Source organism: Kribbella albertanoniae (assembly GCF_004348455.1).
GTDB classification, from domain to species: Bacteria; Actinomycetota; Actinomycetes; order Propionibacteriales; family Kribbellaceae; genus Kribbella; species Kribbella albertanoniae.
Genome location: NZ_SMKA01000238.1, coordinates 1 through 15353, shown reverse-complemented (window position 1 = coordinate 15353; position 15353 = coordinate 1). Strand labels below are relative to the sequence as shown.

Below are 15353 nucleotides of genomic sequence, written 5' to 3'. Positions count from 1 at the left end.
GTCCCCGACGCGGCAGCACGCCTCTCGGCCGCCCGAGCCGCCGTCTCCGAGATCGCCGAGGCCCACCGCCTCCCGACGGAGAACCTCCTCTCCCCCGACACCATCCGCCGCCTGGCCTGGACTCCCCCGTCCGACGCCGACCAGGCCGCCGTCTCCACCTTCCTCCGCGACCATCACGCCCGCGACTGGCAAATCGCCCTCACCGCCGAAGCCCTAACCACCGCCATCGCGACGGAACCAGCCCCCACCCTCGACTAGCCGGGGTCCCCTCCCCGCGCACAAGAGCTGATATCCGTTCGTGTTGGCGGAGGCGCGAGCGGTCCGCCGTCGCGCCCGCCACAACGTCCGAAAAACCGGAGGCGGGCCCTCCGATCTTTCGGACGTTAGCTCGGGGTTGCGCGCAACGTCCGAAGAACCGGAGGCGGGCCCTCCGATCCTTCGGACGTTGCTGGTACGGCGGTCTGCTGCGCCACGTGCAAGTGGGTCGGACGTACGGAGCGGTCGTCAGACGGCTGGGCGGAAGAGGGAGGATTGGACGTAGGTCATGGCGTCCAGGAATTTGGGGTCGGTGAAGCGGCGGGTCAGTTCGGCTTCGTCTACTAGTTCGATGCGGGTGTGGAGCCAGTAGAGGTTGCCGAAGGGGTCGTGGACTCGGGCGATGACGTCGCCCCAGAACATGTGGGTGGGGTTGGTGACGACGGTGCCGCCGGCGGCTACGGCGTTCTTCAGGGTCTGCTCGACGTCCGGGACGTAGAGGCGGAGGAACGCCGGGGTCGGCGGCCAGTCCGGCTGGTCGAACATCATCACGACCGAGTCGCCGATCCGCATCTCGGCATGGCCGATCCGGCCCTGGTCGTCCACGACGCGGCCGCCGAGGTCCTCAGCGTCGAAAGCCGCGGCGAGGAAGTCCATCAGGCCGGCGGTGTCCTGGCCGATGATCCACGGCGTCACGGAGTGATAGCCGTCCGGAATCGGGGTGACGGTCATGGCGCTTCTCCTCCTGGTGGGTTGGTGATCACCACGCTAGGAGGAGAAGCGGCCAATGTTTGTCCGCGACTTCTTTGAGATGCTACTTCTTGAGCTGGGTTTCGATCGCGTCGATGACCTCGGTGGACTCCGGCGTGGTCTGCGGGCGGAACCGTGCCGCGACCGTGCCCTCAGGGCTGATCAGGAACTTCTCGAAGTTCCACTGGATGTCACCGGCCTCGCCGGCCGCGTCCGGGGTCAGCGTCAGCTCGGCGTACAGGGGGTGGCGGTTGTCGCCGTTCACCTCGAGCTTGTCCAGCATCGGGAAGGTGACGCCGTACGTCGTCGAGCAGAAGGTGTCGATCTCTTCCGCACTACCCGGCTCCTGCCCACCGAACTGGTTACAGGGCGCACCGAGCACGGTGAAACCGCGCGACGCGTAGGTCTTCTGCAGGTTCTCCAGGCCCTCGTACTGCGGGGTCAGGCCGCACTTGGACGCGACGTTCACCACGAGGACAGCCTTGCCCTTGTAATCACCGAGCGACGTCGGCGCACCGGACAGAGTGGTCAGCGGGATGTCGTACAGGCTCATGCTGCTCCTTGCAGGTTGCGAGACAGGAATTCGACCGTGCGTTCCCACGCGAGGGCCGAGGCGTCGATGTCGTGGAAGGCCGGCATCGGGTTGTCGAAGGCGTGACCCGCACCCGGGTACCGGTGGATCTCGGTGCCGGGCAGACCTGGCACCACCTCGTCCACCGGCAGGTACTCGTCGGCGTCGCCGAAGTGATGCAGGCTCGGCGCGGTCACGTCCGGTGCGAGCTGCAGCAGGTTCGGCAGCGCGGAGCCGTAGTAGCTCACGAGCGCATCCGCAGGCGCCACCGCGGCCACGTTGAACGCGAGGCCGCCGCCGAAGCAGAAGCCGATCAACCCGGTACGGCGATCGCGGCTGCGCAGGTACTCCAGCGCCGCCACCGAATCCGTGACCGCCAGATCCCAGTCGAGCCGCTGCACCGTCCCGATCGCCCGCTCGAGCAGATCGTCGGCGTCCTCGTCCAGGTCGACGTCGTCGAGGCGCCAGTAGATCTCCGGGGCGATCACGTAGTACCCGAGCGCGGCCAGGTCGGCAGCACGCTGCTCGATGTACGGCGAGACCCCGAAGATCTCCTGCAGCAGCAGGATTCCGGGCGCGGACGAGTCAGGGTCGCCCCACTCGTGGACTGGCATCAGACCTGAGGCGGTGTCGATCTCCAGAGTCACACGTTGAAGGGTACGACCTCCTGCCGAACCGGACGCTCCGCGGGTGTGTGGACCCAGCTCCTCGTCTCCTCGATCGCAGCCGTCAGCAGGTCGAAGAGCCGTTCATCCGGATTCCGCACGCACGCCTGCGAGATTCCCTCGACCGCACACGACACGGCCCGAGGTGCAGTCCGGCGCGCGAAGTCCGGCGTACCGCGGTGAGCTCGTGAGGTGAAGGAGCGCGCCCACTTGGTCGCCGACGGAACTGACTCCAGCACCTCGCGTGACTCCGGCTCGAGGTCGTCCAGCGGCCGCCCGTCGATCAACGCAAGTTGACGCTCCCCCACAAGCAGAGCGACGGCCAGGATGTACTGACGCTCTTGCGAGACAACTGGAAGCGCGTGCTGGATGCAGCGAGCGGTGACCCGCGGTACGACGTGTGGGTCGTCCGGGGTCAGCCCGATCACCGATGGGATGAGTGGCGCGAGCCGGGTCCGCCCGGCGTCCGTCGTACAGTCGTTGACGTCCCGGGCCACGCCGGCCAGCAGGGCGTGCGTACAGGACGGATGGTCGGACCATGGCTCGCCGGCCAGATACGAGGCGAATTCCATGAAGCACGCGCCTTTGCGCGGATTGCGGTGCTTCCCCCGGCTCAGAACCGGGACGGAGAGATCAAAGTTGTTCATAGAACAGCTCCCGATAAGTACCTGTCTTCTCAGCATGCGCCTGTGTGAGCAGCCGCACAACGCGTGGCGGTTGGGCTGTTCTGTTACCGGCGGGTAGCATCAACTTAGCTATCCCAACCCAGAGGAGCGCTCCCGTGCCCCGTGAGATCCGCGATGTCGTGTTCGTCGACGGCGTTCGCACCCCGTTCGGCAAGGCCAAGGGCCAGTACGCCGAAACCCGCGCCGACGACTTGGTGATCAAGTGCATCCGCGAGCTGCTGCGCCGGAACCCGGCGCTGCCTCCGGAGAAGGTCGAGGAGGTCGCGATCGCGGCCACCACCCAGATCGGTGACCAGGGCCTGACCATCGGCCGCACCGCGGCCCTGCTGGCCGGTCTGCCGAACACCACCCCGGGCTACGCGATCGACCGGATGTGCGCCGGCGCCATGACGGCCGTCACCACGCTCGCCTCGGGGATCGCCTTCGGCGCGTACGACGTGGTCGTGGCCGGCGGGGTCGAGCACATGGGCCGGCACCCGATGGGTGAGGGCGTGGACCCGAACCCGCGGATCATCTCCGAGAAGCTCGTCGACACCAGCGCACTGGTGATGGGGTCGACCGCGGAGAACCTGCACGACCGGTACCCGTCGATCACCAAGGCGCGCACGGACGCGTTCGCCGTACTGTCCCAGGAGCGCGCCGCGAAGGCGTACGCGAACGACCTGATCCAGCCGGACCTGGTGCCGATCGCGACCCGCTCGGCCGAGCTCGGCTGGGGTCTGGCGAGCACCGACGAGCCGATGCGCCCGGGCACCACGCTGGAGGACCTGGCCAAGCTGAAGACCCCGTTCCGGCCGCACGGCCGGGTCACCGCGGGCAACTCGGCCGGTATCAACGACGGCGCCACCGCCGCGCTGATCACCTCCGCCGAAGCGGCCGAGGAGCTGGGCCTGAAGCCGAAGATGAAGCTGGTCTCCTACGGCTTCGTCGGCGTCGAGCCCGAGGTGATGGGCTACGGTCCGGTGCCGGCGACCGAGAAGGCACTGAAGCTGGCGGGCCTGACCATCGACGACATCCAGGCCTTCGAGGTGAACGAGGCGTTCGCCGTTCAGGTGCTGGCGTTCCTCGAGCACTACGGCATCGCCGACGACGACGAGCGCGTCAACCCGTACGGCGGCGCGATCGCCTACGGCCACCCGCTGGCCTCGACCGGCATCCGGCTGATGACCCAGCTGGCCAAGCAGTTCGAGCTCAAGCCCGAGGTCCGCTACGGCCTGACCACGATGTGCGTCGGCCTCGGCATGGGTGGAACGGTCATCTGGGAGAACCCGAACTGGGAAGGCGCAGCCGCATGAGCTTGCAGGAACTGATCGACTCGGCTTCGGCCCTCTCGACCGACGAGGTTGTCACGCTCGCGCACTCGCGGGACGTCGTACTGCCCAACAAGGCGGGCACGCTGGCGCTGATCACGCTGGACAACGGGCACGACCACACCAAGCCGAACACCTTCGGCCCGAAGGGCCTGGGCTCGCTGAACGAGGCGATCGACGCGGCACTGGCCCGCGAGGACATCGTCGCGATCGGTGTCACCGGCAAGCCGTTCATCCTGGCGGCCGGCGCCGACCTGACCGGCGTACCGAAGCTGACCGACCGGGAGCAGGCGCTGGCGCTCGGCAAGATCGGTCACGGCGTGATGCGCAAGCTGGTCGACGGTGGCAAGCCGTCGTTCGCCTTCGTGAACGGCGTCGCGCTCGGTGGCGGCCTCGAGGTCGCCCTGCACGCGACGTACCGGACGATCTCGGTCGCGGCCGGGATGCTGTCGACGCCTGAGGTCTTCCTCGGCCTGATCCCGGGCTGGGGCGGTAACTTCCTGCTGCCGAACCTGATCGGCGCGGACAAGGCCGTCAAGGTCGTCGTCGAGAACGCGCTGAACCAGAACAAGATGCTCAGTGGTCCGGAGGCGGTCAAGCTCGGGATCGGTGACGTCCTGCTCGACTCGGCCGACTTCCTCGAGCAGTCGCTGATCTGGGCTTCGAAGGTGCTGACCGGTGCGGTCACCGTCGAGCGTCCCGAGATCGACCGCGGCGACGCCTGGGACGCAGCCGTTGCCCGAGGCAAGGGATTTGCCGACGTCAAGGTCAGTGGCGCGGCACCCGCGCCGTACCGGGCTCTGGACCTGATCGCGGCGGCCAAGGACAACGACCGCGACCGTGGTTTCGCGGGCGAGGACGAGGCGCTGGCTGACCTGATCATGAGCGAGGAGCTGCGCAGCGGCCTCTACGCCTTCGACCTGGTCAACAAGCGCGCCAAGCGACCGGCCGGTGCGCCGGACAAGTCGCTGGCACGCCCGGTGAACAAGGTCGGCGTCGTCGGCGCGGGCCTGATGGCCGGCCAGCTGGCGCTGCTGTTCGCCCGTCGGCTCGAGGTTCCGGTCGTCCTGACCGACCTCGACCAGGAGCGGGTCGACCGCGGGGTCGGCTACGTGCACGGCGAGATCGACAAGCTGCTCGGCAAGGGCCGGATCCGCCCGGACAAGGCGAACCAGCTGAAGGCACTCGTCACCGGTTCGGTGGACCGCACGGTCTTCGCCGACGCCGACTTCGTGATCGAGGCCGTCTTCGAGGAGCTGCAACTGAAGAAGACGATCTTCGCCGACCTGGAGAAGATCGTCCGGCCGGACGCGATCCTCGCGACGAACACCTCGTCGCTGTCGATCACCGACATGGCCGCGGATCTGGAGCACCCGGAGCGCGTGGTCGGGTTCCACTTCTTCAACCCGGTCGCCGTGCTGCCGCTGCTGGAGATCATCCGCGCCGCGCAGACCGACGACGCCACGCTGGCCACCGCGTTCGCGGTCGGCAAGAAGCTGAAGAAGTCCTGCGTGCTGGTCAAGGACGCCCCGGCGTTCGTGGTGAACCGGCTGCTGACGCGCTTCCTCGGTGAGGTCAGCGCAGCAGTCGACGAGGGTACGCCGATTCCCGAGGCGGACAAGGCGCTGTCGGCGCTCGGCCTGCCGATGCCGCCGTTCGTGCTGCTCCAGCTGGTCGGCCTCCCGGTCGCTCTGCACGTCGCGGAGACCATGAACCGGGCCTACCCGGACCGCTTCGCGGTCTCGGAGAACCTGGCCAAGGTCGTTGCTGCCGGCAAGCCGTCGTTCTACATCTGGCCCGAGGGCAAGCCGGTCGTCGACCCGGAGATCGAGGCGCTCGTCACCGTCGGCGACAAGCCGTCGTCGGCCGAGGACCTCCGCACGCGCGTGCTCACCGCACTCGCCGAGGAAATCAAGATCATGCTCGACGAGGGTGTCGTGGCCGAGGCACAGGACATCGACCTGTGCCTGCTGCTGGGCGCCGGCTGGCCGTTCCACCTCGGCGGCATCACGCCGTACCTGGATCGTTCCGGTATCGCCGAGAAGGTGAACGGCAGTCCCTTCCTCCCGGCGGGACTGGCTAGTCTGCCGCGGGGTCTGGCTAGCCTCTGAATTTCTTGACGGCTGCGAGCAACTGGGCCGGCGTCATCTTGATGTGTTTCTTCAGGATGGCGTCGGCCCCGGTTTCGTGACTGGCCAGGTCGGCGTACAGGGCAGCCACTTTCTTCTCGCCCAGCTTGCCGATCAGATACTCGACGACCCACCAGCTCTGACCGTACGAGCGGCTACCGGCCACGCTGAACTCCGCCGGACCGGGCAAAGCCTTCATCGACGGCAGGGTCTTGCGCACCTGTTTGCGGTACGGGTCGACCGTCCAGTGCGGGTCGTCCTCGATCACCGCACAGCGGACGTACTCCGCGTACCCTTCGACCATCCACATCGGCGCGTTGCGGCCGAGCAGCACCGAGGCCGCATGGGTCATCTCGTGCGCGAGCAGGTCCTTGTCGAGCTCCTTGCGCACGGCCGGGTTCACTACGATCCGGGAGCCCACAGGCGCAGTCGTCCGCTGGCGGACCGGGTCCTGGTCGTAGATCGGGACGTCCTTGGCCGCGATCGTCCAGCCCTTGCCGGAGCCGGACAGCCAGAGCATCGCCAGCACCTGGGGCTCCGGCATCGCGACGACCATCACGGAACCGTCCCACTGCTGCGGCCAATGCCGCCGGACACCGCGCACGGCCTGTTCGGCGGCCGCGGCGATCTTCTGACCGAGGGCCGCTTCGCGCTTGGCGACGACCACGGAGACCTTGCCACGGCGGACGACCGTGATGGGCTGGTAGTCCCACGGCTGCCGGTGACCGTCGTGACTCAGCACCTCGTCGATCGAGCTGTCGTCGACCAGGACCCAGCCGGACGGCCGCCGTACGAACGTGTAGGCGACGTCGGTCTGCACCGGCTTCGCATCCAGTCCGGTCAGCTGGTATCGCATCAGCACCCGGCTCGAGAAGGTCGTCGGCCCGAACTTCGCGGTCAGTAGCGGAGCCGGCCGCGGCTCGGCCAGGAAGTACTCGAGCTTGGTGAACCCGAACTGCCGCAGGTTGGCGAACAGTTGCCGCTGCTTGGGCAACAGCTTGACGTCCACCGCGGCGACGAACGCCTTCACGTCCCCCTTGCGCACCGCGGCTGCCCGCGCGCTCAGCAGCTTGTTGATCTCCTGCTTGCGCTTCGGTGACTCGGTCGGCGTGGCCGGCCCCGGCGTGGCCTTGATCGCGGCGGCCTCGCTGGCCGGCGCAGCGGCACCTTGCTGCAGCCGGACACCGACAACGGCCACTGCGCCGGCGATCGCCAGCGTAGTGATCCCGGCGACCAGGCGCCGCGGGTGCTTCATGAGTACTCCCCCTCCGAAGGTCGGCTGATCCTACCGGCAGCCGACCTTCGACAGGGAGCTCAGGCCCCGATCTGTTCGCCGGTCTTCTGCTCGATGCCGACGCGGCTCTTGCGGTAGCCGTAGACGGCGTAGATCGCGAAGCCGATCGCCATCCAGATCCCGAACCGCAGCCAGGTCTCCAGCGACAGATTCAGCATCAGGTAGAGGCAGATCAGCGCCGCGACGATCGGGATCACCGGACTCCACGGCACCCGGAAGGAGCGCTGGATGTCCGGGCGGCTCTTGCGCAGCAGCGGCACCGCGATCGACACCAGGGTGAACGCGGCCAGCGTGCCGATGTTCACCATCTCCTCCAGCTTGCCGATCGGCGTCACCCCGGCCACGATCGCCACCACGACACCGATACCGATCGTCAACCGGTACGGCGTGCCCCACTTCGCATGCACCTTGCCGAGCTCACGCGGCACCAGGTGGTCGCGGCTCATCGCGAACACGACACGAGCCGCACCGATCATCAAGGTCAGTACGACGGTGGTCAGACCGGCCACCGCACCGGCGGAGATCAGCGTCGCGAACCCACCTCGGCCGACCGAGCGGAAGGCCTCGGCCAGCGCAGCCTCACCGCTGATGTCGGTGTACTTGACCATGCCGGTGATCACGAGGCAGACGGCGACGTACAGGACTGTGCAGATCGCCAGCGAACCGATGATGCCGCGCGGCAGATCGCGCTGCGGGTTCTTCGCCTCTTCGGCGGTGGTGGCGACCACGTCGAACCCGATGAACGCGAAGAACACCAGCGACGCACCGGAGATCAGACCCATCACACCGAACGTCGACGGCGTGAACCCGAACAGCGCCTGGAACAACGGTGTCGTGATGGTCACGTTGCCATCGGGCACGGGCACACTCGGCGGGATGAACGGGGTCAGGTTCTCACCCTTGATGTAGAACAGGCCGGCGACGATCACGAACAGCACCACGAAGAGCTTGATCGCGACCAGCACCAGGTTGACCCGCATCGACTCCTTGATACCGATCGTCGCGAGCGTGGCCAGGATCACCACCAGCAGCATCGCGAGCACGTTCACACTGCTGTCCGGCCCGATCGATTCGGGCCAGCTCAACCCGATCTGTTCCAGGAACAGGGCCGCGTACGTCGACCAGCCCTGAGCGACGACGCTTGCCCCGAGCATCAGCTCGAGCAGCAGGTCCCAGCCGATGATCCAGGCGAAGATCTCACCGAGGGAGAAGTAGGAGAACGTGTACGCCGATCCCGACACCGGGACGGTCGAGGAGAACTCGGCGTAACACAGGGCGGCCAGCGCGCAGCAGAGGGCGGCCAGCACGAAGGAGAGGGCGATACCCGGGCCGGCGAAGGACTTGGCGGCCCGGCCGGTGAGGGTGAAGATGCCGGCACCGATGATCACGCCGATACCGAAGACCGTCAGGTCCAAGGCGGTGAGGCGTTTCTTGAGCTGGTACTCCGGCTCGTCGGTATCGGCGATCGATTGTTCGATCGTCTTCTTCCGGACAAGACTCATCTGCGCCTCCTCGACTGCGTCCATTACTGGACTGGACGGAACTCTCCGAGCCTGCCTCTCTGACAGCGCGAGGTCAATTCGGCACTCAGCGTTGCGGCCGGTATGTCCGTAGTGATGTCCATAACGTGACCTCGGTCAGTCCGCTGCGGCTGAGCAGGATGCGGTCGCGGGACACCTGATTGATGCCGTGGGCAGCCATGTCCTCGTACAGCTCCGCGACCGCGTCCAGGCCGATCCGCTGCACCAGGTAGCGGACGGCCAGCCAGCTCACGCCGTACACGTCGGAGGAACTCTCGTAGAAGCCGGCGTCGGTCGGGAGCGAGTGCAGCGTCGGCAGTGCGTCGTCGATGACCTCCTGCTCCCACTTGGCCACCTCGCCGGGACCACCGAGGGCCTCGATACCGCGCCAGGACACGTACTCCGCGGCGCCCTCGGCCAGCCACAGCGGTTCGTATCCGCCGAGGTCGGCGGTCGCGACATGGGTGAGCTCGTGCGACAGCAGGATCTCGTCGACCTGGTCACGCTGATTCGGGTTGATCACGATGTAGGCGCCGGCCACGGTGCCGTCGGCGGTGTCCTGACCGGGCAGCGACGAGAACGTCGACCCCGCACTGGCCGCCGACTCGATGTCCTCGTCGGCGAACCGCGCGTCGCGGACCTCGGTGTCGTCGAGCGCGATGATGAGGGCGGACCCACGCCAGCGGCGCGGCCAGTAGTCCCGAACCTCGACCAGCCCCTCGGCCGCCTCGGTCAGGATCGCCCGGCCACGCTCGTGGTCACCCTTCTCGACCACGACCAGGACGCGGGGTCCGCGCAGTACCTCGATCCGGCCCAGGTCCCAGGCCTCGCGGTGCGCGCCGGGGCCGAGGTCGTCGTCGAGGTCGTCGTCATCGGTCAGCACCCAGCGGCCGGCCCGGCTGATGAACGTGTACCCGAGCTCGGTCGTCACCGGAGCCACGTCGACCTTCGGGATCTGGTAGCGCATCAGGATGCGAACCAGGTACGTCGCTCGTCCGCGAGCCTTCACGACGGCCGGGTCGAAGCGTTCCTCGGCCTGGCTGTAGCCGAGTTCGGCGAACCCCATCTCGACCAGGTTCGCGAACAGCACCTTCTGGCGGGCGATCAGCTTGGTGTTCGACGGGTCGAGATCCTTCAGGAACAGCGTCTGATTCCCGGTCTGCACGGCCTGGGCGCGGCGGATCAGGATCGTGTCGATCGCCACCCGGCGAGCCGTCGCCGCGGCAGACGCCTTCGACGGCGATCTCGGCGTACTGGATGGGGTCACGGTCGCCACCCGTGCCCGGGCGTCCTCGGACCGCTCGTTGACCGCGTAGACGACACCGCCGGACACGAGTGCTACCGCCAGCAGCAGCCCCAGCCATCGGCCAGGGCCAGCCGGAGCGCCTGGCGGCGGGGCGCTAGGGATGGTCGCACTCACGTCGGGTCGTTCCTCCGAGGGCCCGTCTGTCTACAGCTCGGCCACCCTACTCGGTTCGCCGCGTTCCGCCACCAACACGCCGGTCACGATGCAGCGGCGTTCTTCAATGCCCGGAACAGAGCAGTCTCAGTGAGCCCGACATGTTCGGTCATGATCCGGTCGCGCTCTTCCTGGCTGGAGCCCAGCGCGGCGAGTTCCTGGTACAGCGTGGCGACCTCGGTGCCACCGAAGCGGTCGAAAAGATAGTCGACCGCGAGCCACGACAGCGGATACGAACTGTCGGGACGCTGGAAGAAGACCGCGTCGGCCGGCAGACTCTTCGCCTTCGCCAGGTACTTCGTTCGCACCTCCTGCCGGTACTTCGGGAGGGCCAGATCCTGGGCGCCGTCCATCGGCAGGAACTCGACGTACGTCGCGGCGCCCTCGACCAGCCAGCGCGGCGCATAGGGCCCGTACGACGCGGTCGCGACATGGGTGAATTCGTGCGCGAGGGTGCGGACGTCGATCCGGCTGCGGTTCCGCGGGTTGATCACGACATAAGAGTCGGCGCGCTCGCCGGCTCCGCTCACCTCACCGGGCAAGGTGCGGTAGACCCAGGTCGCCATCGCGATCGCGTCCTCGGCGTTCTTCGGGACGGTGTAGTCGGCGCCGCGGACGACCTTGTCGTCGAGCGCGATCACCACGCCGGAGCCGGTCCAGCCGCCCGGCCAGCTCTTGCCGACCGCCTTCACCGCGTTGGTCGCGATGCCGGTCAGCTTGGCCGCCAGCTGCTGCTGGCCCTTCTCGACGACCACGAGGACCCGTGCGGCCCGTTTGACCAGGACCTCGCCGGTGTCCCAGGCCTCCTCGTGCGAACCGCGCGGCAAGCGCTTGTCGAGGTCCTGGTCGGAGACGAGGGCCCAGCGGCCGGCCTTGCGCTCGCTGAAGGTGTAGCCGAGCATCGACCGGACGGGGACGGTGTCGATACCGCGGATCTGGTAGGTCATCGCGACCGCCACCACGTACGTCGAGGGGCCGTACTTGCGGGTGACGGCGTCGTCGTACTGCTGGGCGAGCTGGTGGTACGCGAGCTTCGCGAAGCCGAACTGCCGCAGGTTGGCGAAGAGCGTGCGCTGCCGGGCGATCAGGCTCAGGTTGGCCTGGTCGACGTCGGCGAGAAAGGCAGCCTGGTCGTCGGCGAGGACGGCCTGGGCGCGACGCTTCAGGACCTTGTCGACCGCCGCGGCCCGGGCGACCAGATCGATGTCCGGTGTCTTCGGGGCGGTCTTGGCCGGCTGCTCGGCCTGGGTGGTGGACTGGTGCAGGGCCAGGCCGCCGGCCACCGCCGCCGCGACCAGCACGAACGACAGCAGGAACGGCCAAAGCGGCGTACGGGCCCGTCCTGCGGCCCGACGCCGCGCAGGTGCCGCATGGCGGCCCACTCAGGCCGCCTGCTCAGGCTCCGCCTGGCCGACCAGTCGCTGGCTCACTGATCGACTCACCCTGAGTTTGGGCAACGGCCTCGATGACATCTCTCGCGATCTGCTGACCGGTGAGGCCGATCTGCTGCAAAACCGCCGCACGCTTCGCATGCTCCAAGAACTGCTGCGGGATGCCGAAGTCACGCACCGGGGTCGTGATGTTGTGGTCGCGCAGGGCCTGGGCGATCATCACGCCACACCCACCGGCGCGGCCGTTGTCCTCGATCGTGACCACGAGCTTGAACTTCGGAGCCAGCTCGACCAACTTCGGATCGACCGGCTTCACCCAGCGCGGATCCACCACGGTGACGCCGATGCCCTGTGCCTGCAGCCGCTCGACCACGTCCATCGCGGTGGCCGCCATCGAGCCGATGCCGACCAGCAGGACGTCGGTGCCGGAACGATGCAGCACGTCGAGGCCGCCGACCTTGTCGATCGGGTCGATGTCCGGGAACACCTCGCCCTTCGCGTACCGCAGCACGGTCGGGGCGTCGCTCACGTCAACTGCCTCGTTCAGCAGCTCGACCAGACGGGTGCTGTCCCGCGGCGCGGCCAGCCGGAGGCCCGGGACAACCTGGACGATCGACATGTCCCACATGCCGTTGTGGCTCGGGCCGTCGTCACCGGTCACGCCGGCGCGGTCGAGCACGAACGTGACACCGCACTTGTGCAGCGCAACATCCAGCAGCAACTGGTCGAAGGCACGGTTCAGGAAAGTCGCGTACAGGCCGACGACCGGGTGCATGCCACCCATCGCGAGACCCGCGGCACTCGTGACCGCGTGCTGCTCGGCGATCCCGACATCGAACGTGCGGTCGGGGAAGGCCTCCGCGAACTGGTTGAGGCCGGTCGGGTTCAGCATCGCGGCGGTGATCGCGACCACGTCGGGCCGGCGGTGACCGATCCGGACCAGCTCCTCGGCGAACACATCCGTCCAGCCGCGCGGCTTGTTGGGCGGCCGGATCTGGTGGAAGTTGTCTTCCTCGTCCTGCTCGGCAGCGGCGTACCCGAAGCCCTTCTGGGTGACCGCGTGCACGATCACCGGGCCGCCGAACGCCTTCGCCTTGCTGAGCGCGTCCTCCATCGCTTCCCGGTCGTGGCCGTCGACAGGACCGACGTACTTGAGGCCGAGGTCCTCGAACATGCCCTGCGGGGCCAGCATGTCCTTCAGCCCCTTCTTCACCCCGTGCAGCACCTCGTACATCGGCGGGCCGACGAGCGGCGTGCGGCCGAGGTTCTTCTTGATCAGGTCGAGGATCTTCTCGTACCGCGGATTGGTCCGGAGCGCGGTCAGATGCGTCGCCAGGCCACCGACGGTCGGGCTGTACGACCGGCCGTTGTCGTTGACGATGATGACGAGCTTCAGGTCCTTCTCGGTGGCGATGTTGTTCAGCGCTTCCCACGCCATGCCACCGGTCAGACCGCCGTCACCGATCAGCGCGACGACATGCCGGTTCTCCTTGCGGATCCGGTAGGCCTTGGCCAGACCATCGGCGTACGAGAGGCTCGTGCTGGCGTGACTGTTCTCCACGATGTCGTGCTCGGACTCGGCCTGGCTCGGGTAGCCGCTCAGGCCGCCCTCCTGCCGCAAGCTGTCGAACTTCGGCGCGCGGCCGGTCAGCAGCTTGTGCACATACGTCTGGTGGCCGGTGTCGTAGACCAGCCGATCCGTCGGCGAGTCGAACACCCGGTGCATCGCCAATGTGATCTCCACCATGCCCAGATTCGGCCCGAGGTGTCCCCCGGTCCGCGACACGGTCTCCACCAGGACGTCCCGGATCTCCGCCGCCAGGTCGGTGAGCTCCTTCGGCGTCAGCTTCTTCAGATCCGCCGGCCCGCCGACCGTCTCCAGCACGCGCATCGAGCCCCTTCCACAGGTCGTCCTCGAATGCTTGAGTCTATGCATGCGCCCGCTTGATTCCGAACTGGCCGGGCACGTGCTGTGAATCTCACTTTCTGAGACGCTCACTGAGGGTGATTAGTTCGGGGTGTCCCCTACAGTGACCGCATGCATCAGGTGACCACCCTGTTCACCAAGTACGACGGCACCCCACACCGCCTGATGGAGGCCGTCGATTTGGGCGAAGACGAACACGGCCTCTGGGTAGGCTCGCGCCCCGGCAGCCGCGCCCGCCGCGCCGACGGCACCTGGATCACCGTCGACCACCACCGCGTCCGCCTCTTCCCCCGCGGCCAATGGTGGTCAGCCCTCTTCAACGACACCCCCCACGCCACCCACATCTACTGCGACGTCACCATGCCCGCAGTCTTCGGCGTGGACACCGTCACCCTCGTAGACCTCGACCTCGACATCCGCCTGCTCCGCAGCGGCGCCGTACGAGTCATGGACGAAGACGAGTTCGAAGCCCACCGCGTGAAGTACGCCTACCCACCCCAGGTAGTAGCCACCGCCCAAGCCACCTGCACCTGGCTGGCCGCCAACATCACCACCGCCGAACCCTTCCGCTCCGCCTACCAGCCCTATCTGGAAGCCATCCGCGCCTTGGCGTAGACAGCTCAGCCGAAGGCGAGTGCGGTCGAACGGCCCTCGCGGAGGGCGGCCAGGTGCTCGTCGTAGTTCAAGGCGTCGAAGAGGGACGAACCGTCGAGCAAGCGCGCCTGCAAGTCCCTCTCGCGGGCCTCGATCGCCTCTGCCGCGTCGACGGCGGAAGCGAACTCCTGCTCGGAACCCACCACCAATCCGTCGTCGTCGCCGACGATCAGATCCCCCGGCCGAACCCGGACGCCCTCGAGAACAAGATCGATTCCGGTCTCGGGGAGAGCCTTCGCCGGATACGCGTTCGGGGCGAATCCCGTGGACCACACCGGCATCGACAGCCGGGCAACCGTGGCCGTGTCGCGAGAACGTCCAGCGATCACCAGTCCCGCGAGACCGCGGCGCTGAGCCTCCGTGCAGAACAGTTCGCCCGCAACGGCTCTGTCCTCGCCACCTGCGTCAACGACCAGCACGTCCCCGCGACCCGACTCCCGCAACCCATGGATCACCGACATCAGGTCACGGTTTGCCCGTGCGGTCACGACCCGTCCCACCAGACCTCCGCCCGGCGCAACCGGACGCAGCCCCGGCGGCAGAACGCGCAACGTCGACGCCGCATCGACAAGGCTGGTCGTAGACAGCTCACGCAAGCGCTCGAGCAAAGTGCTGGTCGTCATGTCCCAATCCTCACATTCGAGGTCGCGAATCCATCGATGACGACGCCACCCCGGCAGATGTCCGACTCAGGCACGTACCCCAACGGCCGAGTCCACGCCCTCCGCACCCACCCCTGGAC

General features: G+C 67.6%; 13 protein-coding genes and 1 pseudogene. 4 read left to right on the top strand and 10 right to left on the bottom strand.

Annotated features, from left to right (window positions below; genetic code table 11):
* A pseudogene (locus E1261_RS34790) lies at positions 1 to 258 on the top strand (ribonuclease D); the annotation flags it as partial.
* 246 nt (positions 259 to 504) lie between these two features.
* Here E1261_RS34790 and E1261_RS34785 read toward each other — a convergent pair.
* From E1261_RS34785 to E1261_RS34770, 4 genes are all read right to left on the bottom strand, one after another.
* On the bottom strand, positions 505 to 987 hold the full coding sequence (locus E1261_RS34785; RefSeq protein ID WP_132413976.1) for a VOC family protein: 483 nt from the start codon (positions 985 to 987) through the stop codon (positions 505 to 507).
* Positions 988 to 1069: 82 nt separating this feature from the next.
* The gene (locus E1261_RS34780; RefSeq protein WP_132413975.1) at positions 1070 to 1558 is read right to left on the bottom strand and encodes a glutathione peroxidase; all 489 of its coding nucleotides are present in this window, start codon (positions 1556 to 1558) and stop codon (positions 1070 to 1072) included.
* Complete coding sequence (locus tag E1261_RS34775) at positions 1555 to 2223, bottom strand: dienelactone hydrolase family protein (protein WP_132413974.1); 669 nt, start codon at positions 2221 to 2223, stop codon at positions 1555 to 1557. The genes E1261_RS34780 and E1261_RS34775 overlap by 4 nt, the downstream gene beginning before the upstream one ends.
* Positions 2220 to 2888: a hypothetical protein gene (locus E1261_RS34770; protein WP_132413973.1), complete on the bottom strand. Its 669-nt coding sequence runs from the start codon at positions 2886 to 2888 to the stop codon at positions 2220 to 2222. Before E1261_RS34770 ends, E1261_RS34775 begins: the two co-directional genes overlap by 4 nt.
* 134 nt (positions 2889 to 3022) lie before the next feature.
* Here E1261_RS34770 and E1261_RS34765 point away from each other — a divergent pair, with 134 nt between their 5' ends.
* Positions 3023 to 4222, top strand: a complete 1200-nt coding sequence (locus E1261_RS34765) for a thiolase family protein (protein WP_132413972.1) — start codon at positions 3023 to 3025, stop codon at positions 4220 to 4222.
* Positions 4219 to 6348: a 3-hydroxyacyl-CoA dehydrogenase NAD-binding domain-containing protein gene (locus E1261_RS34760; RefSeq protein WP_132413971.1), complete on the top strand. Its 2130-nt coding sequence runs from the start codon at positions 4219 to 4221 to the stop codon at positions 6346 to 6348. The genes E1261_RS34765 and E1261_RS34760 overlap by 4 nt, the downstream gene beginning before the upstream one ends.
* Here E1261_RS34760 and E1261_RS34755 read toward each other — a convergent pair.
* The 5 genes from E1261_RS34755 to dxs form a co-directional block, all read right to left on the bottom strand.
* A complete protein-coding gene (locus tag E1261_RS34755; protein WP_132413970.1) occupies positions 6338 to 7621 on the bottom strand; it encodes a gluzincin family metallopeptidase in 1284 nt (427 codons plus the stop codon). The two genes, E1261_RS34760 and E1261_RS34755, sit on opposite strands and share 11 nt — an antisense overlap.
* A 59-nt stretch (positions 7622 to 7680) precedes the next feature.
* On the bottom strand, positions 7681 to 9162 hold the full coding sequence (locus E1261_RS34750) for an amino acid permease (protein ID WP_132413969.1): 1482 nt from the start codon (positions 9160 to 9162) through the stop codon (positions 7681 to 7683).
* 85 nt (positions 9163 to 9247) lie between these two features.
* Positions 9248 to 10600, bottom strand: a complete 1353-nt coding sequence (locus E1261_RS34745; RefSeq protein ID WP_132413967.1) for a hypothetical protein — start codon at positions 10598 to 10600, stop codon at positions 9248 to 9250.
* 83 nt (positions 10601 to 10683) lie between these two features.
* Entirely contained in the window at positions 10684 to 12021 is a 1338-nt protein-coding gene (locus E1261_RS34740) for a gluzincin family metallopeptidase (RefSeq protein WP_238176612.1), read from the bottom strand.
* A gap of 13 nt (positions 12022 to 12034) precedes the next feature.
* Complete coding sequence (gene dxs / locus E1261_RS34735; protein ID WP_132413966.1) at positions 12035 to 13921, bottom strand: 1-deoxy-D-xylulose-5-phosphate synthase; 1887 nt, start codon at positions 13919 to 13921, stop codon at positions 12035 to 12037.
* 147 nt (positions 13922 to 14068) lie between these two features.
* Here dxs and E1261_RS34730 point away from each other — a divergent pair, with 147 nt between their 5' ends.
* A complete protein-coding gene (locus E1261_RS34730; RefSeq protein WP_132413965.1) occupies positions 14069 to 14572 on the top strand; it encodes a DUF402 domain-containing protein in 504 nt (167 codons plus the stop codon).
* Positions 14573 to 14577: 5 nt separating this feature from the next.
* On the opposite strand, the gene E1261_RS34725 is transcribed toward E1261_RS34730, so the two are convergent.
* Complete coding sequence (locus E1261_RS34725) at positions 14578 to 15234, bottom strand: RraA family protein (protein WP_132413964.1); 657 nt, start codon at positions 15232 to 15234, stop codon at positions 14578 to 14580.
* Positions 15235 to 15353 lie beyond the last annotated feature (119 nt).